Annotated in this window: 22 protein-coding genes; 8 read left to right on the top strand and 14 right to left on the bottom strand. The window is 69.2% G+C overall.

Going from position 1 to position 24,878, the window contains the following annotated elements:
- Positions 1 to 45: 45 nt before the first annotated feature.
- The 9 genes from bluB to TSB10P1A_RS07030 form a co-directional block, all read right to left on the bottom strand.
- Complete coding sequence (gene bluB, locus TSB10P1A_RS07070; protein ID WP_244293018.1) at positions 46 to 672, bottom strand: 5,6-dimethylbenzimidazole synthase; 627 nt, start codon at positions 670 to 672, stop codon at positions 46 to 48.
- A 59-nt stretch (positions 673 to 731) separates the two neighbouring features.
- Positions 732 to 1,280 (bottom strand): adenine phosphoribosyltransferase, encoded by a 549-nt coding sequence (locus TSB10P1A_RS07065; protein ID WP_186387207.1) that lies wholly within the window; start codon positions 1,278 to 1,280, stop codon positions 732 to 734.
- 123 nt (positions 1,281 to 1,403) lie between these two features.
- Positions 1,404 to 2,279, bottom strand: coding sequence for an S-methyl-5'-thioadenosine phosphorylase (locus tag TSB10P1A_RS07060; protein ID WP_186387206.1), 876 nt, complete (start codon positions 2,277 to 2,279; stop codon positions 1,404 to 1,406).
- A 128-nt stretch (positions 2,280 to 2,407) separates the two neighbouring features.
- Positions 2,408 to 3,250, bottom strand: coding sequence for a cytochrome c1 (locus tag TSB10P1A_RS07055; RefSeq protein ID WP_186387205.1), 843 nt, complete (start codon positions 3,248 to 3,250; stop codon positions 2,408 to 2,410).
- Between the two features lie 29 nt (positions 3,251 to 3,279).
- Positions 3,280 to 4,542, bottom strand: a complete 1,263-nt coding sequence (locus tag TSB10P1A_RS07050) for a cytochrome b/b6 (protein WP_186387204.1) — start codon at positions 4,540 to 4,542, stop codon at positions 3,280 to 3,282.
- Between the two features lie 28 nt (positions 4,543 to 4,570).
- Complete coding sequence (gene petA / locus TSB10P1A_RS07045) at positions 4,571 to 5,131, bottom strand: ubiquinol-cytochrome c reductase iron-sulfur subunit (protein ID WP_244293017.1); 561 nt, start codon at positions 5,129 to 5,131, stop codon at positions 4,571 to 4,573.
- Positions 5,132 to 5,439: 308 nt separating this feature from the next.
- Positions 5,440 to 7,281 (bottom strand): ABC transporter ATP-binding protein, encoded by a 1,842-nt coding sequence (locus TSB10P1A_RS07040; RefSeq protein ID WP_186387202.1) that lies wholly within the window; start codon positions 7,279 to 7,281, stop codon positions 5,440 to 5,442.
- On the bottom strand, positions 7,265 to 7,747 hold the full coding sequence (locus tag TSB10P1A_RS07035) for a hypothetical protein (protein WP_186387201.1): 483 nt from the start codon (positions 7,745 to 7,747) through the stop codon (positions 7,265 to 7,267). The genes TSB10P1A_RS07040 and TSB10P1A_RS07035 overlap by 17 nt, the downstream gene beginning before the upstream one ends.
- A gap of 488 nt (positions 7,748 to 8,235) precedes the next feature.
- The gene (locus TSB10P1A_RS07030) at positions 8,236 to 10,101 is read right to left on the bottom strand and encodes an ABC transporter ATP-binding protein (RefSeq protein WP_208987031.1); all 1,866 of its coding nucleotides are present in this window, start codon (positions 10,099 to 10,101) and stop codon (positions 8,236 to 8,238) included.
- 143 nt (positions 10,102 to 10,244) lie between these two features.
- Between TSB10P1A_RS07030 and TSB10P1A_RS07025 the strand changes: the two genes are divergently transcribed.
- From TSB10P1A_RS07025 to TSB10P1A_RS07015, 3 genes are all read left to right on the top strand, one after another.
- The gene (locus tag TSB10P1A_RS07025; RefSeq protein WP_186387200.1) at positions 10,245 to 10,736 is read left to right on the top strand and encodes a tRNA (cytidine(34)-2'-O)-methyltransferase; all 492 of its coding nucleotides are present in this window, start codon (positions 10,245 to 10,247) and stop codon (positions 10,734 to 10,736) included.
- A 69-nt stretch (positions 10,737 to 10,805) separates the two neighbouring features.
- A complete protein-coding gene (gene hemF, locus TSB10P1A_RS07020) occupies positions 10,806 to 11,753 on the top strand; it encodes an oxygen-dependent coproporphyrinogen oxidase (protein WP_186387199.1) in 948 nt (315 codons plus the stop codon).
- A 15-nt stretch (positions 11,754 to 11,768) separates the two neighbouring features.
- Positions 11,769 to 12,890: an AAA family ATPase gene (locus TSB10P1A_RS07015; protein ID WP_186387198.1), complete on the top strand. Its 1,122-nt coding sequence runs from the start codon at positions 11,769 to 11,771 to the stop codon at positions 12,888 to 12,890.
- Positions 12,891 to 12,896: 6 nt separating this feature from the next.
- Here TSB10P1A_RS07015 and TSB10P1A_RS07010 read toward each other — a convergent pair whose 3' ends face one another.
- From TSB10P1A_RS07010 to TSB10P1A_RS06995, 4 genes are read right to left on the bottom strand one after another with little or no spacing between them, the layout of a single operon-like run.
- On the bottom strand, positions 12,897 to 14,141 hold the full coding sequence (locus TSB10P1A_RS07010) for a CCA tRNA nucleotidyltransferase (protein WP_186387197.1): 1,245 nt from the start codon (positions 14,139 to 14,141) through the stop codon (positions 12,897 to 12,899).
- Positions 14,142 to 14,164: 23 nt separating this feature from the next.
- A complete protein-coding gene (locus TSB10P1A_RS07005) occupies positions 14,165 to 14,425 on the bottom strand; it encodes a DUF6111 family protein (protein WP_186387196.1) in 261 nt (86 codons plus the stop codon).
- Positions 14,425 to 15,060, bottom strand: a complete 636-nt coding sequence (locus TSB10P1A_RS07000; protein ID WP_371515077.1) for a CoA pyrophosphatase — start codon at positions 15,058 to 15,060, stop codon at positions 14,425 to 14,427. Before TSB10P1A_RS07000 ends, TSB10P1A_RS07005 begins: the two co-directional genes overlap by 1 nt.
- A gap of 35 nt (positions 15,061 to 15,095) precedes the next feature.
- On the bottom strand, positions 15,096 to 15,716 hold the full coding sequence (locus tag TSB10P1A_RS06995; protein WP_186387195.1) for a DUF1285 domain-containing protein: 621 nt from the start codon (positions 15,714 to 15,716) through the stop codon (positions 15,096 to 15,098).
- 202 nt (positions 15,717 to 15,918) lie between these two features.
- On the opposite strand from TSB10P1A_RS06995, the gene TSB10P1A_RS06990 reads away from it, so the two are divergent.
- Genes TSB10P1A_RS06990 through TSB10P1A_RS06975 form a run of 4 tightly spaced genes read left to right on the top strand, consistent with a single transcriptional unit; the run spans position 15,919 to position 22,797 of the window.
- A complete protein-coding gene (locus TSB10P1A_RS06990; RefSeq protein ID WP_186387194.1) occupies positions 15,919 to 16,923 on the top strand; it encodes a MoxR family ATPase in 1,005 nt (334 codons plus the stop codon).
- A gap of 6 nt (positions 16,924 to 16,929) precedes the next feature.
- Positions 16,930 to 17,886: a DUF58 domain-containing protein gene (locus tag TSB10P1A_RS06985; RefSeq protein ID WP_186387193.1), complete on the top strand. Its 957-nt coding sequence runs from the start codon at positions 16,930 to 16,932 to the stop codon at positions 17,884 to 17,886.
- Positions 17,883 to 20,711, top strand: a complete 2,829-nt coding sequence (locus tag TSB10P1A_RS06980; protein WP_186387192.1) for a DUF4159 domain-containing protein — start codon at positions 17,883 to 17,885, stop codon at positions 20,709 to 20,711. Before TSB10P1A_RS06985 ends, TSB10P1A_RS06980 begins: the two co-directional genes overlap by 4 nt.
- Positions 20,712 to 20,721: 10 nt before the next feature.
- Positions 20,722 to 22,797 carry a hypothetical protein gene (locus TSB10P1A_RS06975; RefSeq protein ID WP_186387191.1) on the top strand — a complete coding sequence of 692 codons (2,076 nt, stop codon included), beginning with the start codon at positions 20,722 to 20,724 and terminating at the stop codon, positions 22,795 to 22,797.
- Between the two features lie 110 nt (positions 22,798 to 22,907).
- On the opposite strand, the gene TSB10P1A_RS06970 is transcribed toward TSB10P1A_RS06975, so the two are convergent.
- Complete coding sequence (locus TSB10P1A_RS06970) at positions 22,908 to 23,444, bottom strand: GNAT family N-acetyltransferase (protein ID WP_186387190.1); 537 nt, start codon at positions 23,442 to 23,444, stop codon at positions 22,908 to 22,910.
- A gap of 426 nt (positions 23,445 to 23,870) precedes the next feature.
- On the opposite strand from TSB10P1A_RS06970, the gene TSB10P1A_RS06965 reads away from it, so the two are divergent.
- Positions 23,871 to 24,878 carry a glutathione S-transferase family protein gene (locus TSB10P1A_RS06965; protein WP_186387189.1) on the top strand — a complete coding sequence of 336 codons (1,008 nt, stop codon included), beginning with the start codon at positions 23,871 to 23,873 and terminating at the stop codon, positions 24,876 to 24,878.

Below are 24,878 nucleotides of genomic sequence, written 5' to 3'. Positions count from 1 at the left end.
CTCGTGATGCGCGGGCGGGCGCGCCCGCCATATTCGCCAGCCACATTAGCGCCGGAACAGCCGTTCGCCGAGCCCCTGCCGCGCCTGCCAGCCGGCGCGCTCCAGTTCCGGCTCGTCTTGCTCCTCCTGCGGATAGCCGATGCACAGATAGGCGACCAGCCGCCAGTCGGCCGGCACGTCGAGCGCGGCCGCGACCTCCTGCGGATCGAGGATCGACACCCAGCCGAGGCCGACGCCCCGCGCCCGTGCCGCCAGCCACAGCGTACTGATCGCGCAGACGCAGGAATAGGCCAGCATCTCCGGCATGGTCCGCCGGCCGAGGCCGCCGCCCTGGTCGGTCGCCTCGTCGCAGAAGACGGCAAGCTGCACCGGCGCGCCCCTCAAGCCCTCCAGCTTCAGCCGGGCGTAGAGCTCGGCCCGCTCGCCCTCGTAGGACGACAGCGCGTCGGCATTGGCCTTGCGGAAACTGCCCCGCACCGCCTCGCGCCGGGCGGGATCGTCCACCAGCACGAAACGCCAGGGCTGGCTGTTGCCGACGGAGGGCGACAGATGCGCCTGCGCCAGAAGCGCCTCCAGAAGCCCCTCGGGCAGCGGCTGCGGGTCGAACTGGCGCACGTCCCGCCGCCAGACGAACAGCGCCTGCAACCCGTCGAGAAAGGCCGCGTCGAACACCGGCGTCCCGCCGTCTTGCCCGTCTGCGCGGCGGGCCGGGTCGCGGGGCGCCGCGCCGCTCAATGGCCCGGAAAGTCCACCAGCGTGCGCACCGGAACGCCCAGGGCTTCCAGTCGCGCCCGCCCGCCGAGATCCGGCAGGTCGACGATAAAACAGGCCGCTACCACGTCCGCGCCCATCCGCTGCAGCAGCTTGGTGGCCGCCTCCGCCGTGCCGCCCGTGGCGATCAGGTCGTCGATCAGGATCACCTTCTCGCCGGGCCGGATCGCGTCCTTGTGCATCTCCATCTCGTCGAGCCCGTATTCCAGCGAATAGGCAATGCGCACCGTCTCGTGCGGCAGCTTGCCCTTCTTGCGGATCGGCACGAAGCCGGCCGACAACTGATGCGCCACCGCCCCGCCGAGGATGAAGCCGCGTGCCTCGATGCCGGCGATCTGGTCGACCTTGGCGCCCGCCCAGGGCTGCACCAGGGCGTCGACCGCCCGGCGGAAGGCGCGCGCGTTGCCGAGCAGCGTGGTGATGTCGCGAAACAGGATGCCCGTCTTCGGATAGTCCGGGATGGTGCGGATCGCCGCCTTCAGCTCCTGCGAGACCGTTTCAGTCGTCATTGCCCGTCCGTCTTGCTTGTTTCGGCGCGCCTGCCCGTCCGGCGACGGCGCAACCGTTTGGTGGGGGAGTTTGCCACATTCGCCGGTCCGGCAAAGCGGTTTCGTTCGCCGCGCCGGCTTCCCTTAGCGGAAGAGCACGCGGCCGGCGACGGCGTCGAGCCGGGCCACCAGTTCGGGATCGCGCGCCTCCACGCTCGTCATCACCGCGTATTCGAGCGCGGTGTCCGAGCCGATCGGGCAGGCCTCGTGCTCGCGCGGCAGGTCGCGTGCGAGGCGCGCGACGAGCTGGCGCGCATGGTCGGCATTGTCGTGCAGCACCTTGATGATCGACTGGATGTCGACCGATCCGTGATCGGGATGCCAGCTATCGTAGTCGGTGACCATCGCCACCGTCGCGTAGCAGATCTCCGCCTCGCGGGCGAGCTTAGCCTCCGGCATGTTGGTCATGCCGATCACGTCGCAGTTCCAGCTCCGGTAGAGGTTGCTCTCCGCCAGCGAGGAGAATTGCGAGCCCTCCATGGCGAGATAGGTGCCGCCGCGATGGAAGGTCAGCGCCTCCGCGGCCGCTGCCGCCGCGACATGGTCGACCAGGCGCGGCGACACCGGTTCGGCCATCGACACATGCGCGACGCAGCCCTTGCCGAAGAAGCTCTTGGCCCGCGCGAAGGTGCGGTCGATGAACTGGTCGACCAGCACGAAATGGCCCGGCGCCATCGCCTCGTTCAGCGATCCGACGGCGGAGACCGACACCAGCGAGGTGACGCCGCAGCGCTTCATCACGTCGATATTGGCGCGGTAGTTGATGTCGGACGGGGCGAAGCGGTGGCCCCGCCCGTGGCGCGGCAGGAACACCACCTTGAGCCCGTCCACCTCGCCGATCCGCACGGCATCGGACGGCTCGCCCCAGGGGCTGTCGACCCGCACCCACTCCGCGTCCTGCAACGCCGGCAGGTCGTAGAGACCCGATCCGCCGATCACCCCGAGCACAGCCTTGACCATCCGCGCAACTCCTCTGCCCTGCCTGCTGCGATAGCATTCCCGCCGCGATGTTCCAACCGCCCGGCGGACATGAAAAGGCCGCCGGATCGCTCCGGCGGCCGATTGTTCAGAATTTTCGTCGTGGTCGCTTAGTGATCGACGTCGCGCCAGACCGACTTCTTGGTGAAGTACAGCAGCGAGGCGAAGACGATGAGGAAGATCATCACGCGGAAGCCCATCCGCTTGCGCTCCTCGAGCTTCGGCTCGGCGACCCACATCATGAAGGCCGAGACGTCCTTGGCATACTGCTCGACCGTGGTCGGAGTGCCGTCGGTATACTCGACGCCATCGGCGAACAGCGGCGGCGCCATGGCCAGCGTCTGTCCGGCGATGAACTTCGGATTGTAGTACTGGCCGGCCGGCACATCCAGGTCGTCCGGCGCGTCTTCATAGCCCGTCAGCAGGTTGTAGATATAGTCCGGACCCTGCTCCTGGTACTGCGTGAAGATGTCGAAGATGAAGCCCGGGAACCCGCTCGCCACGGCGCGGGCCTTGGCCAGCGTCGAGAAGTCCGGCGGATAGGCGCCGCCATTGGCGGCACGCGCCGCCTGCTGGTTCGGGAACGGCGAGGGCCAGCGGTCGGAGGGGATCGCAGCGACCTCCTCCATCTCGCCGTCGTCGTTCGGGCCCTTCATCACGGTGTATTCCGCCGCGATCACCTTGACCTGGTCTTCGGTGAAGCCCGGCCCGCCCGGCTCCGCAAGGTTGCGGAACGCCATGAAATTGGCGCCGTGACAGGAGGCGCAGACCTCCTTGTACACCTTGAAGCCGCGCTGGAGCTGGGCCTTGTCATACTGGCCGAACGGCCCGGAGAAAGACCACTGCTGCCGCTCGATATGCGGCCCTTCGCCGGCGGCCATGGCCGGCGCGGCGACTGCCAGAGCCGCCACGGCCAGCAGGGCGCCACGCACGGATTTGATCATCGTCTTCATTGAGGAGAACTCCCAATCCCGTCCGTGTGTCACTTCGTTTCCGGCGCCGCGACCGCACCGGCCGGCTTGCCGCCGCCGCTGAGCACGGCTTCCGAGATCGAGGCCGGCAGCTCCTTCGGCTTCTCCAGGAAGCCCAGCAGCGGCAGGATGATCAGGAAGTGGGCGAAGTAATAGGTCGTCAGGATGCGGGCCGCAATCACATAGCCGCCCTCCGCCGGCATCGCGCCGAGATAGCCAAGGCCGACGCAGACCGCGACGAAGATCCAGAAGAACTGCTTGAACAGCGGCCGGTAGGTGCCGGAACGGACCTTCGAGGTGTCAAGCCACGGCAGCACGAACATCACCGCGATCGAGCCGAACATCAGGACGACGCCGCCGAGCTTGTCCGGAACCGCGCGCAGGATCGCGTAGAACGGCAGGAAGTACCACTCGGGAACGATATGCGCCGGAGTGACCAGCGGATCGGCCTCGATGTAGTTGTCGGCGTGACCCATGTAGTTCGGGATGTAGAACACGAAGTAGGCGAACAGGATCATGAACACCACGATCGCGAACAGGTCCTTGATCGTGTAATACGGGTGGAACGGGATCGTGTCCTGCTTGGTCTTCGGGTTGATGCCCGTCGGGTTGTTGTTGCCCGTGGTGTGGAACGCCCACACGTGCAGCAGAACGACGCCGAAAATCATGAACGGCAGCAGATAGTGCAGCGAGAAGAAGCGGTTCAGCGTCGGATTGTCGACCGCGAAGCCGCCCCACAGCCAGTTCACGATCGGCTCGCCGACCAGCGGCAGCGCCGAGAACAGGTTGGTGATCACCGTGGCGCCCCAGAAGGACATCTGGCCCCAGGGCAGCACGTAGCCCATGAAGGCGGTGGCCATCATGATCAGGAAGATCACGACGCCGAGGATCCACGAGATCTCGCGCGGCGCCTTGTAGGAGCCGTAATACATGCCGCGGAACATGTGGATGAACACGGCAATGAAGAACATCGACGCGCCGTTGGCGTGCAGGTAGCGCAGCAGCCAGCCGAAATTCACGTCGCGCATGATGTGCTCGACGGAGGCGAAGGCGAGCGCGGTGTTCGGCGTGTAATGCATCACCAGCACGATGCCGGTGAGGATCTGCGCGATCAGCACGAAGAACAGGATACCGCCGAAGGTCCACCAGTAATTGAGGTTCTTCGGGGTCGGGAAATCGACGAAGGAACCGCGAACGAGCGAAATGACCGGCAAGCGGCTCTCGAGCCACTTCGCCGCCGCGCTCTGCGGCACGTAGTTGGAATGTCCAGCCATGGCTGCCTCTCCTCTGGAATGCCGCGTATCAACCGATCTGAATCACGTTGTCCGAGATGAACTCGAACGGCGGGATCAGGAGATTCTCGGGTGCGGGTCCCTTGCGGATCCGGCCGGCCGTGTCGTAGTGCGAGCCGTGGCAAGGGCAGAACCAGCCGCCGAAATCGCCGGCCTGTCCGAGCGGAATGCAGCCAAGATGGGTACAGACGCCGACCATCACGATCAGCGCTTCGCGGCCCTCGACGCCGCGGTTGGCATCGGTCGCCTGCGCATCGGCGCCAAGGTTGGCATTGCGCGCGTAGGGATCGGGGAGATCGGAGATCGCGACGGCATTGGCCTCCTCGATCTCGCGGGCGCTGCGGTTGCGGATGAACACCGGCTTGCCGCGCCACATCACCTTGATTTCCTGCCCCTCGTCGATGGCCGAGATGTCGACCTCGATGGATGCCAGCGACAAGGCGGACGCATCCGGGTTCATCTGGTCGATGAAGGGCCAGGCGAGCGCGGCTGCGCCAACCGCCCCCATCGCACCGGTCGCGATATAGAGGAAATCGCGGCGAGTGGGTTCGACCGTATCCTGCTGTGCCAAGGTCGCGTCCTCTTTTAACCTACAAGCCCGACGACAACGGCAAGCGCCGCCGTCCCTGCCCCGGCAACAACGGGGACGAAGGCCGGCGGAAGGCGTCGTCTGGGCGGCAGATGCGGCTTTCCGCATCTTTCCAAGCGGGGCTGTTATTGGCACCCTTGCCCGCGCTTGTCCAGATCATCGTGAAACGAGACGACTCTTTGTCGCGGTTTTTTGCCCAATGATTGCAGCAATGCCGCCCGATTTTGGCCACGTGGTCAACTTCGATTTCCCCCACACGCCGCGCGAGGGGCGCGGCGTGTGGGGAGCAATCACACCGCCTCGCGGCCGCTGTCGATGAAGCCGCCGGACTGGCGCCCCCACAGGCTGGCATAGAGGCCGCCCCGCGCCAGGAGATCCTCGTGGCGCCCGTCCTCGACGACCCGGCCCCGGTCCATGACGATCAAGCGGTCCATCGCCGCGATGGTCGACAGCCGGTGAGCGATGGCGATCACCGTCTTGCCGGCCATCAGCTCGGTGAGGCTGTCCTGGATCGCCGCCTCGACCTCCGAATCGAGCGCCGAGGTCGCCTCGTCCAGCACCAGGATCGGCGCGTTCTTCAAGAGCACCCGGGCAATGGCGATACGCTGGCGCTGGCCGCCGGACAGTTTCACGCCGCGCTCGCCGACATGCGCCAGCAGCCCCTTGCGCCCTTCCGGATCTTCCAGTCCGGCGATGAAGCCGGCCGCATGGGCGCGCCGGGCCGCCTCCATCGCCTCGCTCTCGCCCGCGCCGGGCTTGCCGTAGACGATGTTGTCGAGCACCGAGCGGTGCAGCAGCGAGGTGTCCTGCGTCACCACGCCGATCTGCGCCCTGAGGCTCGCCTGGCTCACCTCGGCGATGTCCTGGCCGTCGATCCGGATGCGGCCGCTCTCCACGTCGTAGAAGCGCAGCAAGAGGTTCACCAGCGTCGACTTGCCCGCGCCCGAGCGCCCGACGATGCCCACCTTCTCGCCCGGACGGATCGTCAGGTCGAGCCGGTCGATGACGCCCGCCTCCTTGCCGTAGTGGAAGCGCACGCCCTCGAAGGCGATCTCGCCGCGCGAGACGACAAGCGCCGGCGCCTGCGGCCGGTCCGTCACTTCCCGCTCGCGCGAGATGGTGGTGATGCCGTCCTGCACCGTGCCGATATTCTCGAACAGGCCCGACACTTCCCACAGGATCCACTGCGACATGCCGTGCAGCCGCAGCACGAGGGCCACCGCCACCGCGACATCGCCGGTGGTCACCGCCTCGGCCCGCCACAGGTAGATCGACATGGCGCCGATGCCGAACAGCAGCAGCACATTGATCGTGTGCAGCACGGTGTTGAGCACCGTCACCAGCCGCATCTGCCGGTGGACCGTCTTCAGGAACTCCCACATGGAGGAGCGGGCATACTCCTCCTCCCGGTCGGTATGGGAGAACAGCTTCACCGTGGTGATGTTGGTATAGGCGTCGACCACCCGGCCGGTCATCAGCGAGCGCGCGTCGGCCTGCACCTGCGACAGTTTCTTCAGGCGCGGCACGAAGAACACCAGCACCGCCAGATAGGCGAAGAACCACAGCACCAGGGGCAGGGCGAGGCGGATGTTGGCATCGCCGATCAGCAGCACCGCCGAGACGAAATAGACCGACACATAGACCAGCACGTCGAGCACGCGGGTCACCACCTCGCGCACCGCCAGCGCCGTCTGCATCACCTTGGTGGCGATGCGGCCGGCGAAGTCGTTCTGGTAGAAGCCGATGCTCTGGCGCAGCAGGTAGCGGTGCACCTGCCAGCGGATCGCCATCGGATAGTTGCCGAGCAACGCCTGGTGGAACAGCAGTTCCCAGGCCAGCGACAGCACCGGCATGATCACCAGGATCACCACGCCCATCCAGACGAGCCGGCCGGCATTATCCTGAAAGAAGGTCTCGCGATCCGCCGTCGACAGCCAGTTCACCAGGTCGCCGAGGAAGGCGAAGACCATGACCTCGAAGATCGCGACGGCGGCGCCGAGCACGCAGATGGTCACCAGGATCGGCCAGATCGGCCGCGTGTAATGCCAGCAGAAGGCGAAAAGCCCGGCCGGGGGCGCCTTGATCGGCTGCTCCCGGAACGGGTCGATGAGTTTCTCAAAGCGGGCGAACATGACGAAGATCCTCATACGTCCTGCGGGTCCGGTTCGCCCGCCGCGTCACCGTATGGCGGCCGGCGGGAAACACCGGCTGCTGTGCCGCCGGCGTCATCAGCACCGACAGGATGAACGCGGACACGGCGGCGGCAAGCACCGTCAGGCCCAGAAACAGGGTGAAAAGCCGTTCGGCGAACTGCGCGGCGGGCACGCTGGTTCCGGCGGAAACGACCGCGTCCAGGCGGTCGAATTCCAGCAAGGCCTGCGGCACGAACAGAACCAGCGCCAGCGACAGGGTCAGCCCCACCGCCGCGCCGGCGACCAGCGCGGCATCGGTCAGGCGTCCTCTGCCAATATCGCGGCCAGTATCGCGGCCAGAATCGCGGCCAGTGTCACGGCTGGAGGCGCGGTCGAGGGAACCGCTGTCCTGCGGCAGCGGGGTTTGCGGCCGCGCGAAAGGATCGAGCGGAAAACGGGAGTCCATGGGTAAGCTCCTGCGGAACTCGGCATCGGACATGTCCCGCGACAGACACGGACGCAAACGCCATGCATTCACCGCGGATCGGTGAATTGCGTGCGGGACGGGACGAAAAACGAGCCGGCCAGGGCCGGATCGAAGGGGAAAATGGGTCTGGTTGGAAAGGCTGGCGGCTTAAGCGCCGCGCACCGCAGATCCGGTCGTTGAAGCCCCGGCGAGCGGAGCGAGGTCGCACATGGAGGTGCGGAACTTGACTGCGCAAAATGCCATCATGCACTCCCTCCTTGCTGTTGCGACCTGAGACGACCTGCGGGTTAAGGACGGACGGGCGTCCGCCGATCGGCGAAGCTCCACCGGGCGCGCGAGGCGCCGAAGATGGCGAAAGCCGATGCGGTGACCATACACGATGACCGGCGGTTGCAAAGGCTCAATTCGAACCCGAAGGATTGAAGCCATGCGACTGTTGCGTTCATGCAACGTTCTCGCGCCCCGCCCTACACCATCTCTTGCGTGTCCTCGTCCTCGACGGCGATGAAGCCGCCGGACTGCCGCGCCCACAACTCCGCATAGAGCCCTCCGCGCGCCACCAGCTCGTCATGCCGCCCTTCCTCGGCAATCCGCCCCTCGTCCAGCACGATCAAGCGGTCCATCGCCGCGATGGTCGACAGCCGGTGAGCGATGGCGATCACCGTCTTGCCGGCCATCAGCTCGGTGAGGCTGTCCTGGATCGCCGCCTCGACCTCCGAATCGAGCGCCGAGGTCGCCTCGTCCAGCACCAGGATCGGCGCGTTCTTCAAGAGCACCCGGGCAATGGCGATACGCTGGCGCTGGCCGCCGGACAGTTTCACGCCCCGCTCGCCGACCCTCGCCTCGAAGCCGGTGCGGCCGCGGCTGTCGGCCAGCGCCTCGATGAACTCGAGCGCGTGCGCCCGCCGCGCCGCCTCGCGGATCGCCGCCTCGCCCGTATCCTCCCGGCCGAGCGCGATATTCTCGCGGATCGAGCGGTGCAGCAGCGCCGTGTCCTGCGTCACCATGCCGATCTGCGACCTGAGGCTTGCCTGCGTCACCGCGGCAATGTCCTGGCCGTCGATCAGGATGCGCCCGCTCTCCAGGTCGTAGAAGCGCAACAGCAGGTTCACCAGCGTCGATTTGCCCGCCCCCGAGCGACCGACGAGCCCCACCCGCTCGCCCGGACGGATCGTCGTCGTCAGGTCCTCGATCACCCCGCCCGTCTTGCCATAGTGGAACCGCACGCCCTCGAACGCGATCTCTCCCTTGGACACGGCGAGCGCCGGCGCCCCCGGCCGGTCGGTCACCGTCACCGGACGGGTGATCGTCTCGGCGCTGTCCTGCAGCGTGCCCAGCGCCCGGAACAGCCCGTTGAGCTGGCCGAGCAGCCGCCCCAGCAGCACGTTGAGCCGCAGCACCAGGCCGAGCACCAGCGCCACGTCGCCGGTGGTCACCCGTCCCGCCTCCCAGGCGAACACCGCCAGCCCGCCGATCGCGGTGATCATCACGCCCGACAGCACGCTCATCTGCCAGCGCACCGCCGTCAGCGTGCGGGTGAAGCGGCGGATCGCGGCGAGGAACGCCTCGTAGCTCTCGCGGGTGCCGATCCCCTCGCGCTGTGTGTCGCTGAACAGCTTGATCGTCTGGATATTGCCATAGGTGTCGACGAAGCGCCCGGTCACGCCGGACGAGGCATGGGCGCTGTCCTTTGCGGTCCGGCGGATGCGCGGCACATAAAGGAAAGCCAGCCCGGCAAAGCCGGCGAGCCACAGCCCCACGACGAGGCCGAACCACGGATCGAGCGCGGTCACCAGCGCCAGTGTCGACACCGCGAAGACGACGATAAACCAGATCACCTGCAGCAGGCTGACCATGAAGTCGCCGGCCGCCTGTCCCGACTGCCAGACCTTCTGCGAGATGCGGCCCGCGAACTCGTCCTGGAAATAGGCCAGCGACTTGCCCACCACCTGCGCGTGACCCTGCATCCGCACCAGGTTGAAGAAGCCCGGCACCACGATCTGCTCTTCCACCAGCGCATTCAGCGTCGCAATGAGCGGGCGCAGCAGCAGCACGGTCAGCGCCATCAGGATCAGAACCGTCCCGTGCTCGGCGAGAAACTCCGTCCGCGTCCCGGCCTGCATCCTGTCGACCAGGTCGCCGACGAAGACATAGAGCGCCGCCTCGATCAGGGCGGTGAGGCCGCCGAGCACCAGCATCGCCAGAAAGGTCAGCCGCGCCTGGGAGACGAAGAACCACAGATAGGCGAAGGCGGTGCGCGGCACCGGACGATCGGGCAGCGGCGCCAGTGGATCGAGGCGCCCTTCGAACCAGGCAAGCAGTCTTTCGATCACGGGACGCGGGTCCTTTGCTGTTGCCGGAAGGGTGGGCTGCGGGCAAGAAGGGGCGCTGAGGGGATGCGTGCGCCGCCCGCACCTGCATATGGGACACCCTGCCCCGCTTCCAAGCCCGCTTCCAGACCCGGACCGCGCCTGCCATGCCCGACCTTGCGCTCTTCCAGCCCGACATTCCGCAGAACACCGGCACGATCCTGCGGCTCAGTGCCTGCCTCGGCGTGACCGTGCATGTGATCGAGCCGGCCGGCTTTCCGCTGTCCGATCACGCGCTGCGCCGCGCCGGCATGGACTATATCGAGCGCGCCGCCCTGGTCCGCCATGTCGACATGTCCACCTTCGAGGCCTGGCGCGCGGAAGAAGGCCGCCGGCTGGTGCTGCTGACCACCTCCGGGGCGACCTCCTATCTCGATCACGCCTTCGAGGCGTCCGACATTCTCATGCTCGGCCGCGAATCCTCCGGCGTTCCGCAAGAGGTTCACGCCCGGGCCGATGCCCGGCTCACCGTGCCGATGGTCGCCGGCCTGCGCTCGCTCAATGTCGCCGTCGCGGCGGCCATGGTGCTGGGCGAGGCCCTGCGGCAGACTGGCGCCTTTCCCCGTCCGGGGGACGCGTCCCCTTCCACCGGCGGATGAGTTCTGCCATGAAGCCGGGGCAGAAGGCCGATCAGGCGCGCGGGCACGCATAGGGGGAGGACTGCAGGAATGAGCGCAGCGACGACGGACGACAGGGGCGAGACGCGCGGCGGCCCGGTTCCCGGTGGCATCGACGACAAGAAGCTGCGCGCCGAAGCCTGGTTCCAGAGCCTGCGCGACCGCATCTGCGCCGCCTTCGAGGCGATCGAGGACGAGGCCGCCGAACAGGCTGCCCTGCCCGGCGACCTCGCGGCCCTGCCGGCCGGCCGCTTCGAGCGCACGCCCTGGGAGCGAATCGATTCGACCGGGGCGAAGGGCGGCGGCGGCATCATGGCGATGATGAAGGGTCGCGTCTTCGAGAAGGTCGGCGTTCACGTCTCCACCGTCCACGGCGAGTTCTCGCCGGAGTTCCGCGACCAGATCCCCGGCGCTTCGGAGGATCCGCGCTTCTGGGCCTCCGGCATCTCGCTGATCGCCCACATGCACAATCCGCATGTGCCGGCCGTGCACATGAACACCCGCATGGTCGTCACCACCCGCCAGTGGTTCGGCGGCGGCGCCGACCTGACGCCGGTGCTGGAGGCCCGCCGCACCCAGGAGGATGCCGACACGCGCGCCTTCCACGCGGCGATGCGAGGCGCCTGCGAGCCCCATGCGGTCGCCGACTATCCCCGCTACAAGGCCTGGTGCGACGAGTATTTCTTCCTCAAGCACCGCAACGAGCCGCGCGGCGTCGGCGGCATCTTCTACGACTATCTCAACTCCGGCGACTGGGAGGTCGATTTCGCCTTCACCCGGGACGTCGGCCTCGCCTTTCTCGACATCTACCCGAAGCTGGTGCGCGCCAACTACCGCACGCCGTGGAGCGAGGCCGAGCGCGAGGAACAACTCATCCGCCGCGGGCGTTATGTCGAGTACAACCTGCTCTACGACCGCGGCACGATCTTCGGGCTCAGGACCGGCGGCAATGTCGCCTCGATCCTGTCGTCGATGCCGCCCTTGGTGAAATGGCCGTGAGGCGAGGCTGATCCCATGTCCCTGCCGCCGCTGACATCCCTCTCCGTCACCGGCTATCGCTCCCTGCGCGCGCTGCATATGCCGGTCGGCGCGCTCAACGTCTTCGTCGGCCGCAACGGCACCGGCAAGACCAACCTCTACCGCGCCCTCTCGCTGCTGCAGCAGGCCGCCTTCGGCCGCATCACCCGCGCCATCGCCGAGGAAGGCGGCGTCGAGAGCGTCTTGTGGGCCGGCGGTCGCAAGCGCGGCGCGCCGGTGCGGCTGATCCTCAAGGCCCGGCTCGGTGACATGACCTATGCCATCGAGGTCGGCCTGCCGAACAACATTACCGACGCGGCCCTGCCGCTGGAGCCGCTGGTCAAGGAGGAGAGCCTGACGCTCGCCGCCGGCGCCCGCGAGGTCACCTTGATGCAGCGCGGCGGCCCCACGGCCTGGCTGCGCGCCGCCGACGGCACGCGGCTGACCTACGACAACGAGTTGCTGGGGTCTGAAACCGCGCTCGGTGCCTTTCGCGACGGCGCCCGCTTTCCCGAACTCGACATTGTCCGCCGCACCTTCGCCGACTGGCGCTTCTACCATGGCTTTCGCACCGACGAGGCCTCGCCGCTGCGCCAGCCCGCGCTTGCGCTGACGACACCGACCCTCTCGTCCGACGGGGCGGACCTTGCCGCCGTCCTGGCGACGCTGACCCTGGTGCGGGGCGATGCCCGCGACATGGAGGCCGCCATCGACGACGCCTTTCCCGGCGCGCGCCTGCGGGTCGAGGTGGCTGAGGGCACCGCCCGCCTGTCGCTGCGCTTTGCCGACATGCCGCGCGACTTCTCGGCCCGCGAGCTCTCCGACGGCACGCTCAACTATCTGGCGCTCGCCGGCGCGCTGCTCGCCTACCGGCTGCCGGCCTTCGTCGCGCTGAACGAGCCGGAGGCAAGCCTGCATCCGGAGCTGCTGGCCCCGCTCGCCCGCGTCGTGGCGCGGGCTTGCGAGCGCACGCAGGTCTGGATCGTCACCCATTCGCAGGACTTCGCCGACGCGCTGGCGCGCGAGGCCGGCGCCGTGCCGCGCACGATCGTGAAGACCGAAGGGGCGACCGGCATCGAAGGGTTGAAGATCACCGGCGAATTCGCCGAGGAGGACTGAAGGACGTCAAGCCGTCCCGGCGACCTCGGCAAGCAGCGCCGCCCGGCCGAGCGCAAAGCCGCTGTCGATCCAGCGGCTCTCGGCGAGGCGCAATTCCTCGCCGACCTTCGGTCCCGGCGCGATGCCGGCCCTGGTCATGTCGCGGCCGGAGACCGGCAGCACCGGAATGTCGAGCCCCGTCACCGCCTCCAGCAGCACCCGCAGCCCCGCGTCGTCCGCCGCACGCCCCGCCTCGGCGGCGGCCAGCAGCACGCCATCGGTCGCCGCCTCGCGCCCGTGGCGATAGAGCAGTTCCAGCGCGGCGAGACGCACCGCCTCGGGATCGGCGCTCCACGGCTTTGCGCGCACCGCGTCGGCAGCCAGCCGCGCCGCCTTCATCCGCCGCCGCTCCGCATTGGAGAGCCGCAGCCGGTCGGCCAGCGCATCGAGCTCCGCCTCGCCGCCCTCGCTGAGCGCGGCGAGCGCCAGCGCCGGCGCGCGCGTGTTGGCGCAAAGAGCATCGAGCGCCCGCAGGGCCCGGAACGGGCCGAGCCCGGCGCGCGGCACCAACACCTGCGGCATCACGCCGCTCGCCGCCATCGCCTCCAGCGTCGCGACCGCGCCGCGCGCGGCGACGAGCTTGCGCATCTCCGCGCCGATCCGTTCGGCCGAAAGCCCCGCAAGGCCGTCCTTCAGCCGGGTCACGGCGGCAAGCCCCTCGGCGTCGGGCGCGCCCTCGCCATATTGGGCATGGAAGCGGAAGAAGCGCAGGATGCGCAGATAGTCCTCGCGGATGCGCCGCTCCGCATCGCCGATGAAGCGCACCCGCCGGGCGTGAAGGTCGGCCAGGCCGCCGACCGGATCGAACAGCGTCCCGTCGCGTCCCGCATAGAGCGCGTTCATGGTGAAGTCGCGCCGCTCCGCGTCATGCCGCCAGTCGCGGCCGAAACGCACGGTGGCATGGCGGCCATGCGTCTCCACATCCTCGCGCAGGGTGGTCACCTCGAAGGCGCGGCCATCGCTGACCACCGTCACCGTGCCGTGGTCGACGCCGGTCGGCACCGCCTTCAGTCCGGCCGCCTCGACGCGCTCGATGACGATGGGAGGCGTCGCCGTGGTGGCGATGTCGATGTCGCTGACGGCCAGGCCGAACAGCGTGTTGCGCACCGCCCCGCCGACGACGCGTGCCGTCTCGCCGCCCTGTTCGAGCGCGTCGAACACGGCCTGCAGCGCCGGTTCGCCCAGCCAGTCGGCCTTGATCCGCTCGCTCATGCGCCCCTCCACGCGAGGCTCCGCTATTCGTAGCGGCCGGGGATGAACTGGCCGTCGCGCATCTCCGCCGGCCGGTAGGTCTGCCCCTCCGGCAGGCCCTCGCGCAGGGTCAGCGTCACCAGCCCGGCAATCACCAGCGCGCCGCCGGCGATCACCAGCCACAGCATCGGCCCCTTGCGCCAGTTCTCCGAGGTCTGTGCCTTCTTGTTGATGAACAGCCAGATCGCAAATCCGATGAAGGGCAGCGAGAACAGCAGGAGCTGGGTGAGAATGATACGCAACATCAGCGGCACACCGTGTCATAGAGAAGCCGGAGGATCCCGGCGGTAACGCCCCAGATGTAGCGTTCGCCATAGGGCATGGCATAGAAATAGCGGGGCTTTCCGGCGAAGATCCGGGACTGCCGGCGGTGATTGGCATCGTCCATCAGGAACCGCAGCGGCACCTCGAAGACATCGGCCACCTCGTCCGGGTTGGCGACGATCCGCGCCCTCGGCGAGACCAGGCCGATTACCGGCGCGACCCGGTAGCCGGAGCCGGTGAGATAGGTCGGCAGCACGCCGACCGGCTGCACCGCGCGCGGCGACAGGCCGATCTCCTCGCGTGCCTCGCGCAGCGCCGCGCTGACCGGCCCCTCGTCCTCGGGGTCGATCTTGCCGCCCGGCAGCGAGATCTGCCCGGCATGGCTGGTCAGATGGTCGGTGCGCTGAGTGAGGATGACGGAGGCCCCGGCCGGCCGGTCCACCACCGGGATCAGCACCGCCGCATCGCGCGGCGGCCGCTTGGCGAAGGCGAAGGGTCCCATGTCCGGATTGAGGATGTGGTCGCCGACCTCGTCCATCGCGGCCAGCGCCAGGCGCAGCCGCGCCTGCTCGGCGAAGGCTTCCGCCGAATCGATCACGGCGGCCGCCCCCTTCATCATCCGCTCCGCACGATCCTGCTCGATCTCCAGGCTCACCCTGCCCCGCCCGTTTCCATATCCGTCTCGCCGGCCGCAACCGCCGGAAAGAAGACGCCCCCGCTCCACACGCCGAGCACGGAGCGGCCACCCATGTCCTGTTCCTCGAAAAGCTCGGCAAGCTGGTAGAGCAGCGGCCGCGCCAGCAGCGCATCCAGCGCGCCTCGTACCCTGATATAGGGTTTAAGTCCGTCCGTGCCAGTTTCCCGTTCAAAGCGAAGCGGATGGCTGGCATCCGCCGTCACCACGTCGCCGACATTGGTGCGCAGGGTCAGCCGCTGCTCGCGGCCCTCGCCTTGCGCATGCATCTCCACCGCCAGGAACGGCGCGTCCTCGACGGTGATGCCGACCCGCTCGACCGGCGTCACCAGATAGTGGCGCCCGTCCTCGTCCCGCCGCAGCACCGAGGCGAACAGGCGCACCAACGCCTCGCGGTTGATCGGCGAGCCCATGTAGTACCAGCGGCCGTCGCCGGCGATCCGCATGTCGATGTCGCCGCAGAACGGCGGGTTCCACCGCTCGACCGGCGGCGTGCCCCGCGTCTTGCCGGCGCGGGCGACGAGATCGGCCAGTCCGGCGGGCATTTTGGCCCCATCCATGGCCTGTCCCTGCGTCATCGCTGTCGCGTTCCCATTGTCGTCGCCATCATTTGGCCCATACCCTGTCATGACATGGGTTACCATTGCCGTGCCGGCGTGAGTCTCGGGCCAGTCCCCGCGGAAGACTGCAACGGCGAGGCGGCCGATGGCAACCGCTGGCCGACTCGGGCGTTTCGGGTGATGCTGGAACCGCCGCGCGATCAGGAAGGATAATTCGACCATGAGTGCCGTCACTTCACCGGAAGTTGATCACGAACGGGTCGCCCGCGACGCGGAAGCGGCGATGGAGACGATCACCGCCGCCCGGACGGAGATCTCCCGCATCATCTTCGGCCAGGAAAGCGTGGTGGAGCGCGCGCTGGTGACGCTGCTGGCCGGCGGCCACGGCCTGCTGGTCGGCGTCCCCGGCCTTGCCAAGACCAAGCTGGTGGAAACCCTCGGCACGGTGCTCGGCCTCGACGCCCGCCGCATCCAGTTCACCCCCGACCTGATGCCCTCCGACATTCTCGGCGCCGAAGTGATGGACCAGGGCCGCGACGGCAGCCGTGCCTTCCGCTTCATCAAGGGGCCGATCTTCTCGCAGGTCCTGATGGCCGACGAGATCAACCGCGCCAGCCCGCGCACCCAGTCGGCCCTGCTGCAGGCGATGCAGGAATACCAGGTCACCGTCGCCGGCCAGAGCTACGATCTGCCGCGCCCCTTCCATGTATTGGCGACCCAGAACCCGCTGGAGCAGGAGGGCACCTATCCCCTGCCCGAGGCGCAGCTCGACCGCTTCGTGATGCAGATCGACGTGCATTATCCCGACCGCGAGGCGGAACGGCGCATCCTGATGGAGACGACCGGCGCCCAGGACGCGCAGGCGAGCGCGGTGATGACGGCGCAGGACCTTGCCGCCTGCCAGCAGCTCGTGCGCCGCATGCCGGTCGGCGAGAGCGTCGTCGAGGCGATCCTCGAGCTCGTCCGCTCCGCCCGTCCCGGCGAGAGCGACGACGAGATCACCAGCCAGATCGCCTGGGGCCCCGGACCGCGCGCCAGCCAGGCATTGATGCTCACCGTCCGCGCCCGTGCCCTCGTCGACGGGCGGCTCGCGCCGTCGGTGGACGACGTGCTGGCCCTGGCCGAGCCGGTGCTGCAGCACCGCATGGCGCTGACCTTCGGCGCGCGGGCGGACGGCCAGACCATTCGCGGGCTGATCGGCCGCATCAAGAGCCGGATCGGATAGCGCCTCATGAGCCGCCTCGGGCGTTTCGGCCTGTCCTCGCCGGGTTCCTCGGCCTTGGACGATCATCAGGGAGCCGCCTGGCCGCAGGTCGTCGCCGGCGCCCGCGCGCTCGCCGAGGCCCTGCCCGACCTCCTGGTCGAGGCCCGCCAGGTGGCGATGACGATCAATGCCGGCTGGCATGGCCGCCGCCGCGCCGGCACCGGCGAGAATTTCTGGCAGTTCCGCCCCTTCAATGCCGGCGAGCCGGTCAAGCGCATCGACTGGCGCCGCTCGGCCCGCGACGACCATCTCTATGTCCGCGAGCGGGAATGGGAGGCGGCCCACACCGTCTGGCTCTGGGCCGATCTGTCGCCGTCCATGGGCTTTCGCTCGCATCTGTCGCAGGTCCTGAAGCGCGACCGCGCCCTGGTGCTGCTGCTGGCGCTGGCCGACCTTCTCGCCGAGACCGGCGAGCGCATCGGCCTGCCCGGCCTGCGCCGGCCCTCCGCCGACCGCCATGCGGCCGAGCGCATCGCCGACACGCTCGGCCACCTGGCCGATCCCGTGAGCCTGCCACCGACTGAGGACATCCGCCGCTTTTCGGAAGTGGTGCTGATCGGCGACCTGCTCGATCCCGTCGAGGAGACGCTGGCCTGGATGCGCAAGGTCGCCGCCACCGGCGCCCGCGCCCATGTGGTCATGGTGCTCGACCCGATCGAGGAGACCTTCCCCTTTTCCGGCCGCACCGAGTTCCGCGATCCGGAGACCGGCTTCAAGCTCACCAGCGGCAAGGCGGAACAGTGGCGCCGCGCCTATCGCGACCGGCTGGAGGCGCATCGCCAGGCGCTGTCGGATGCCGCCCGCCGTGCCGGCTGGACCTTCGTCGTCCATCATACGGATCGCCCGGCCTCCGAGCCGATGCTGCTGCTGCACAGCCGGCTCAGCGGCCTGCCGCTCAACGGACCGGGAGGCGCCGGCCAATGACCTTCCTCCCCCTCGGCTTCACCGCGCCGCTGATGCTCGCCGCCCTGCTGCTGCTGCCGGTGATCTGGTGGCTGCTGCGGCTGATCCCGCCGAGCCCGCGCCGCGTCGCCTTCCCGCCCGCACGCCTGCTTGCCGACATCGACAAGCGCGAGGAGACGCCCGACAACAGTCCCTGGTGGCTGACCCTGCTGCGCCTGCTGCTGGCGGCTGCGATCATTCTCGCGCTGGCCGGGCCGATCTGGCGTCCGCTCGCCGAAGCGCCCTCCGGCCGCGGCCCGTTATGGATCCTTCTCGACAATGGCTGGGCCTCCTCGGCCGGCTGGCAGACCCGCCAGCGCGGCGCCGAACGGCTGATCGAGACCGCCGCCGACAGCGGCCGGCCGGTGCTGCTCGCCGCCACGGCGGAGGGCGCCGACCAGCCCCTGGTGCCGCAGAACGCCCGCGTCGCGCTGGAGCGGCTGCGCGTGCTGGAGCCCCGCCCCTGGCCGGTCAATCGCGGCGAACTGACCCCCGGCCTGACCGCGGCGGCGCAGGAGACCCGCCCCGGCGCCATCGTCTGGCTCGCCGAGGACGCCGCTGACGCCGGCACGCCGCGCTTCATCGAGGATCTTCGCGCCCTCGTCGGCGAGACCGAGCTGACCGTCATGACCGGGCTCGGCCGCCCCACTGTCCTGGCAGATGCCCGCAACGACATCGAGGCGCTGACCGTCTCCGTGCTCGCCGACCGTCCGGCCGCGGCGCCTCGCACCATCCGCGCCCTCGACATGCGCGGCCTCACCCTCGGCGAGACGGCGGCCCGCTTCGGCGAGGATGGGGTGAGCGGCTCGGCCGAGTTCGATTTCCCGGTCGAACTGCGCAACGACGTCGCCCGGCTGGAGCTGGTCGGCGAGGACAGCGCCGCCGGCGTCCAGCTTCTCGACGACCGCTGGCAGCGCCGCACCGTCGGCCTCGTCTCCGGCGCCTCCGCCGATCAGGCGCAGCCGCTGCTGTCGCCGCTCTACTATCTGGAACGGGCGCTCTCGCCCTTTGCCGAACTGCGCCGCCCGCGCGAGGAAAACCTCGCCGTGGCCCTGCCGGACCTGATCGAGCAGGGCGTCTCGGTCATCATCCTCGCCGATGTCGGCCGCCTGCCGGAAGAGGCGCAGGCCAGCGTCGCCGCCTGGGTCGAGCAGGGCGGCGTGCTGCTGCGCTTCGCCGGTCCGCGCATGGCCGGCGGCACCGACGATCTGGTGCCGACCTCCCTGCGCGCCGGCGACAGGACGCTCGGCGGCAGCCTCTCCTGGGAGCAGCCGCAGCCGCTGGCGAATTTCTCCGAAGGCTCGCCCTTCGCCCGCCTCCCTGTTCCCGCCGACGTCACCGTCAACCGGCAGGTGCTGGCCGAGCCCGGCCCGGATCTCTCCGACCGCACCTGGGCCTCGCTCGCCGACGGCACGCCGCTCGTCACCGCCGCCGCGCGCGGGCGCGGCACCCTCGTCCTCTTCCATGTCACCGCCGACACCGCTTGGTCGAACCTGCCGCTCTCCGGCGCCTTCGTCTCCATGCTCCGGCGCATCGTCGCCGTCTCCTCGGCCTCCGGCTCGCGTGCCGAAAACGGCGCCGGCACGGCGGCCGGCGGCAGGCTGCAGGAGCCGGCCGAGGTGCTGTTGCCGCCCGTGCGCGTGCTCGACGGGCGCGGCCGTCTCGGCCCGCCGCCCGCCTCCGCCCTGCCGATCTCGGCGCGCGGCGGCGAGGTTGCCGCCTCCCGGCGCCATCCGCCGGGGCTTTACGGCAGCGACGACGCCTTCCGCGCCATCAACCTGTTCACCGCGCCGGGGCAGGTGCTGCCGCTCGATCTCGCCGGCCTGGGCGGCTCGGCGCGCGTGGTGACCTATCCGACCTCCGAGGCGACCGACCTGCGGCCGCTGCTGTTCCTCGCCGCGCTCCTGCTGCTCTTCGCCGATGCGATTGCGATGATGGCGCTGCGCGGCGACCGCAACGGCCTGCGCGCCCGGCTGGCGCGCGGCGCGACCGTGCTGCTGATCGCCGGCCTTGCCGCCGCCGCGCTGCCGCACGCCTCCCTCGCGCAGGAGACCTCCGACGATCTCGCCGCGCTGGAGGCAACGCTCGACACCCGCCTTGCCTATGTGGTCACCGGCCAGCCGGACCGCGACGTCACCAGCCGCCAGGGCCTGCTCGGCCTCAGCCGCTACCTCGCCAGCCGCACCGCGCTGGAGCCGGAAGCCCCGGTCGGCGTCGACATCGCCCGCGACGAGCTCGCCTTCTTCCCGATCCTCTACTGGCCGATCACCGAGACGACGCCCGTGCCCTCCTCCGATGCGCTGGCCCGGATCGACACCTATATGCGCAACGGCGGCACCATCCTGTTCGACACCGCCGACCAGCTCGCCGCCGGCATTTCCGGCTTCGGCACCTCGCCGGCGGTGCTGCGCCTGCGCCAGGTTCTCGACGGGCTCGACATCCCGCCGCTGGAGCCGGTGCCGGCCGATCATGTGCTGACCAAGGCCTTCTACCTGCTGGAGACCTTCCCCGGCCGCTATGCCGACGGACCGCTCTGGGTCGAGGCGACGGACGCGCAGAACAGCGCCGACCGGCCGGTGCGCGCCGGCGACGGCGTCTCGCCGCTGCTGATCACCGGCAACGACTTCGCCGCCGCCTGGGCGGTGGACGAGGCGGGCAGCCCCCTCTTCCCCACCGTGCCGAACGACGCCATGCAGCGCGAATATGCCTATCGCTCCGGCGTCAACATCGTCATGTACGCCCTGACCGGCAACTACAAGGCCGACCAGGTGCATGTTCCGGCGCTGCTGGAACGGCTCGGACAATAGGAGCGCGCCCGTGATCTGGTCCCTCTCCTTTGCCCCGCTCGTGCCGCTCTGGCTGCTCGCCGCCGCCACAGTCGTGGCCGTGCTGCTGGTCGCCGGCGCCCTGGTGCTGCGCCTGCCGGCCTGGCCCTTGCGGGCGCTCGCCATGGCGCTGCTGCTTCTCGCGCTGGCCGGCCCGGCGCTGGAGCGGGAGGACCGCGAGGCGCTCTCCAGCGTCGTCTCCGTCATCGTCGACGAAAGCCAGAGCCAGCGCCTCGCCGACCGCGCCAGCGTCACGGCCCAGGCGCTGGCAGCCCTCGAACAGCGCTTTGCCGGCCTGTCCGGCTACGAGCTGCGCATCGTCCGCGCCGGCCGCGGCGACGGCGCCACCGCCGACGGCACCGCCCTGTTCTCGGCCCTTGCCGACAGCATCTCCGACGTGCCGCCCGACCGCATCGGCGGCGCGGTGATGATCACCGACGGCCAGGTTCACGACATTCCTGCCCGCACCGCCGACCTCGGCTTCAACGCACCGCTCCATGCGCTGATCACCGGGCGCGCCGACGAGGTCGACCGCCGCCTCGCCATTGCCCGCGCGCCGCGCTTCGCGCTGGTCGGCTCGCAGCAGATCGTCACCCTGCAGCTCCAGGATCACGGCCACAGCGCCAGTAGCCGGGTGCCGATCGTGGTGCGCCGCGACGGCGAGGTCGTGTCGCAGCAGATGGCCCAGCCCGGTGCCAGCATCGACATTCCGGTCACCATCGCCCATGGCGGCAACAACATCTTCGAATTCTCCGCCGAGGCGCTCGACGGCGAACTCACCGACATCAACAACCGCGTCGTCGTCACCATCGAGGGCATCCGCGAGAACCTGCGCGTCCTGCTCGTCTCCGGCAGCCCGCATGCGGGCGAGCGCACCTGGCGCAACCTGCTGAAGTCCGACGCCTCCGTCGATCTCGTCCACTTCACCATCCTGCGCCCGCCCGACAAGCAGGACGGCACGCCGATCAACCAGTTGTCGCTGATCGCCTTTCCGACGCGCGAGCTGTTCTCGGTGAAGATCGACGAGTTCGACCTGATCATCTTCGACCGCTACGAGCAGCGCGGCGTGCTGCCCCTGCTGTATTTCGACAACATCGCCCGCTATGTGCGCGATGGCGGCGCCGTGCTGGTCGCCGGCGGTCCCGACTACGCGGAAGCCGGCAGCCTCTACCGCACGCCGCTGGCGCCGGTGCTGCCGGCCGAGCCCAGCGGCATGATCTACGAGGAGCCGTTCCATGCCGGCATCTCCGATATCGGCTCCCGCCACCCGGTGACCCGCGCCCTGCCCGGCTCGAGTTCCGAGCCGCCGGCCTGGAGCCGCTGGTTCCGTCTGGTCGATGCCAGCGTGCGCAACGGCGAAACCTTGATGACCGGCGTCGACGACAAGCCGCTCCTGGTGCTCAGCCGCGAGGGCGAGGGCCGCGTCGCCGTGCTGCTGTCGGACCATGTCTGGCTATGGGCGCGCGGCTATGAGGGCGGCGGCCCGCATGTCGACCTGCTGCGCCGTCTCGCCCACTGGCTGATGAAGGAACCGGATCTGGAGGAGGAGGCCCTGCGCCTCACCGCCCGCGGCACGGAGGTCGTCGCCGAGCGCCAGACCATCGGCGAGGCCGTCGGCAGCCTGACGCTGACCCTGCCGGGCGGCGAAACGCGTACCCTCGCTCCGACGGAAGTCTCGCCCGGCCTGTGGCGCGCCACCGCTCCGGCGCCGGATCTCGGGCTTTATTCGGTCGATGACGGCACCCGCAAGGCGCTCGTCCATGTCGGCCCGCCGAACCCGCGCGAGTTCACCGACGTCCTGTCGACGACCGGGCCCCTCGCCCCCATCGCCGCAGCGACCGGCGGCAGCGTCCGCCGCCTTGCCGGGGCGGATGGCGGCGTCATCGTTCCGCGCGTCGTGCCGATGCGCCGCGCCACCAGCTTTGCCGGCGACGGCTGGATCGGCTTCCGCACCACCGAGGCCAGCCTCCTGCGCGGCATCGACCGCTACCCGCTGTTCCACGGCCTGCTGGGCCTTGCGCTGCTGCTCGGTGGCCTGTCGTTTCTGTGGTATCGCGAGGGGCGCTGAGGCGCGTCCTCTCGCTGGGTCTCTGGTACCGCGAGGGACGCTGAGGCGCGTCCCCTCGCTGGGTCTCTGGTACCGCGAGGGACGCTGAGGCGCGTCCCCTCGCTGGGGCGTCAAGCCTCGACCGGATCGGTGCAGATCGCGAACCGCGCATCGCGGCCGCCGCGCACCTTGCCCGCCGGCAAGGCGCTGTCCGGCGCCAGATTGGCGATCAGCAGCCGCGCCGGATCCACCGGTCCCGGCAGGGTGATCCGACCCGGCGGCACCGGCGCGAAGCCGAGCGGCCCGTAATAGGGCGCATCGCCCACCAGCAGCACGGTCTTTTCGCCCAGCGCCCGCGCGCTCTTCAGCGCCTGGTTGACCAGCAGCCGGCCGAGCCCCTGATTCTTGAAGGCCGGCGCCACCGCCAGCGGGCCGAGCAGTTGCGAGGGCTCCTCGCCGATGGTGATCGGCGTCAGCCAGACCGAGCCGGCAAAGACATCGCCGCTCATGCCGACGAAGCTGAGCCGGCGGTCATGCTCCACTCCCTCGCGCAGACGGAAGGCCGTCTTGGCGAAGCGGCCGGGACCGAAGGCCTCGGCCTGCAGATCGAGAATGGCGGGGAGGTCGGACGGAAGTTCGTTCCGGATAAGCCAGGACAGTGCAAGCATGATCGGATCTCGGAAAGTCGGGACGGTCAGGCGGAACCTTGCGCCTTCGATCCGCTCCGCCGGGTCATGCCCAACGCTCTAGCCGGATCTCAAGGCACACGTGTGACGACGCGCGAGGGCTGGCCTCGTCGCAAGTCTCGTCGTCGCTGCCGTTCGATCCTGTGCATCGCATCCTGCTCTGGCGTGCGGCCTGTCGTTCTGGGCAAGCCGCAAGCTGTGTCCGTCCGGCCCGCGCCCCGCACTCGGGAGGGTGCCACGACAGGAGCGCGTCGGTATCATGCAATATGCGGTGCGTAAAGCGCTTTTGCGCCCCGCCCGCATCGTTTACTCAGGGTGAACGGTCCATTCGCGACGTTGAAGCCTGACCGCAGGGCCCCATGTGACGCACAAGGACGCAAACAAAATCGGACGGGAAGGACACGCGACATGGGCATGCTGGTGGACGGAGTGTGGAAGGACGTGTGGTACGACACCGGGTCGACCGGCGGCCGGTTCGAGCGCAAGGAGTCCTCCTTCCGCAACTGGATCACCCGCGACGGCGCCCCCGGCCCCAGCGGCCAAGGCTGCTTTGCCGCCGAAACCAGAGACAAGGGCGGCTTTGCCGCCGAAAGCGGCCGCTACCACCTCATCGTCTCCTTCGCCTGTCCCTGGGCGCACCGCACCCTGATCTTCCGCAAGCTCAAGCGGCTGGAGGACACGATCTCGCTCGCCGCGGTCGAGCCCCTGATGCTGGAAAACGGCTGGACCTTCGCGGAAGCGGAAGCGGAGACCGGCGCCAAGACCGCCTGGCAGGTCTATGTGAAGGCCGATCCGCACTACACCGGCCGCGCCACCGTGCCGATCCTGTGGGACCGCAAGACGCAGACCATCGTCTCGAACGAATCGGCGGAGATCATCCGCATGTTCAATTCCGCCTTCGACGCCCTGCCGGGTGTCGACAGCGGGCTCGACTTCTTCCCGCAAGACCTGCGCGAGGAGATCGAGGCGGTCAACGCCCGCGTCTATGACGAGGTCAACAACGGCGTCTACAAGGCCGGCTTCGCCACCACGCAGGAGGCCTATGAGGAGGCGGTGACGACCCTCTTCGCCGCGCTCGACTGGCTGGAGGATCGCCTGTCGCGCCAGCGTTATCTCGTCGGCGGCCGCCTGACGGAGGCGGACTGGCGGCTGTTCACCACGCTTTTGCGCTTCGATCCGGTCTATGTCGGCCATTTCAAGTGCAACATCCGCCGCATTGCCGACTATCCGGCGCTCTCCGGCTTTCTGCGCGAGCTCTACCAGCATCCGGGCGTCGCCGGCACCTGCGACCTCGCCACCATCAAGCAGCACTATTACGGCTCGCACGGCACCATCAACCCGACCGGCATCGTGCCGCTCGGCCCGGTGCTGGACCTCGAGCGCCCGCATGGCCGCGACGCGCTCCCGAAGGCGTGA

The sequence above is a fragment of the Stappia sp. TSB10P1A genome, assembly GCF_900185725.1.
Classification (GTDB): domain Bacteria; phylum Pseudomonadota; class Alphaproteobacteria; order Rhizobiales; family Stappiaceae; genus Stappia.
This window is presented reverse-complemented; position numbering and strand designations above follow the sequence as displayed.

Excerpts from the sequence above, each read along its gene's own strand:
- TSB10P1A_RS07035 (WP_186387201.1), bottom strand. The coding sequence starts at position 7,747 with ATGGACTCCCGTTTTCCGCTCGATCCTTTCGCGCGGCCGCAAACCCCG.
- TSB10P1A_RS06990 (WP_186387194.1), top strand. The coding sequence starts at position 15,919 with ATGAGTGCCGTCACTTCACCGGAAGTTGATCACGAACGGGTCGCCCGC.
- TSB10P1A_RS06965 (WP_186387189.1), top strand. The coding sequence starts at position 23,871 with ATGGGCATGCTGGTGGACGGAGTGTGGAAGGACGTGTGGTACGACACC.
- TSB10P1A_RS07010 (WP_186387197.1), bottom strand. The coding sequence starts at position 14,141 with ATGAGCGAGCGGATCAAGGCCGACTGGCTGGGCGAACCGGCGCTGCAG.
- TSB10P1A_RS07040 (WP_186387202.1), bottom strand. The coding sequence starts at position 7,281 with ATGTTCGCCCGCTTTGAGAAACTCATCGACCCGTTCCGGGAGCAGCCG.
- TSB10P1A_RS06970 (WP_186387190.1), bottom strand. The coding sequence starts at position 23,444 with ATGCTTGCACTGTCCTGGCTTATCCGGAACGAACTTCCGTCCGACCTC.
- TSB10P1A_RS06995 (WP_186387195.1), bottom strand. The coding sequence starts at position 15,716 with ATGACGCAGGGACAGGCCATGGATGGGGCCAAAATGCCCGCCGGACTG.
- TSB10P1A_RS06985 (WP_186387193.1), top strand. The coding sequence starts at position 16,930 with ATGAGCCGCCTCGGGCGTTTCGGCCTGTCCTCGCCGGGTTCCTCGGCC.
- TSB10P1A_RS07025 (WP_186387200.1), top strand. The coding sequence starts at position 10,245 with ATGCCCGACCTTGCGCTCTTCCAGCCCGACATTCCGCAGAACACCGGC.
- TSB10P1A_RS07015 (WP_186387198.1), top strand. The coding sequence starts at position 11,769 with ATGTCCCTGCCGCCGCTGACATCCCTCTCCGTCACCGGCTATCGCTCC.
- hemF (WP_186387199.1), top strand. The coding sequence starts at position 10,806 with ATGAGCGCAGCGACGACGGACGACAGGGGCGAGACGCGCGGCGGCCCG.
- TSB10P1A_RS07050 (WP_186387204.1), bottom strand. The coding sequence starts at position 4,542 with ATGGCTGGACATTCCAACTACGTGCCGCAGAGCGCGGCGGCGAAGTGG.
- TSB10P1A_RS07005 (WP_186387196.1), bottom strand. The coding sequence starts at position 14,425 with ATGTTGCGTATCATTCTCACCCAGCTCCTGCTGTTCTCGCTGCCCTTC.
- TSB10P1A_RS07000 (WP_371515077.1), bottom strand. The coding sequence starts at position 15,060 with ATGAAGGGGGCGGCCGCCGTGATCGATTCGGCGGAAGCCTTCGCCGAG.
- TSB10P1A_RS06980 (WP_186387192.1), top strand. The coding sequence starts at position 17,883 with ATGACCTTCCTCCCCCTCGGCTTCACCGCGCCGCTGATGCTCGCCGCC.
- TSB10P1A_RS07065 (WP_186387207.1), bottom strand. The coding sequence starts at position 1,280 with ATGACGACTGAAACGGTCTCGCAGGAGCTGAAGGCGGCGATCCGCACC.
- TSB10P1A_RS07055 (WP_186387205.1), bottom strand. The coding sequence starts at position 3,250 with ATGAAGACGATGATCAAATCCGTGCGTGGCGCCCTGCTGGCCGTGGCG.
- TSB10P1A_RS07060 (WP_186387206.1), bottom strand. The coding sequence starts at position 2,279 with ATGGTCAAGGCTGTGCTCGGGGTGATCGGCGGATCGGGTCTCTACGAC.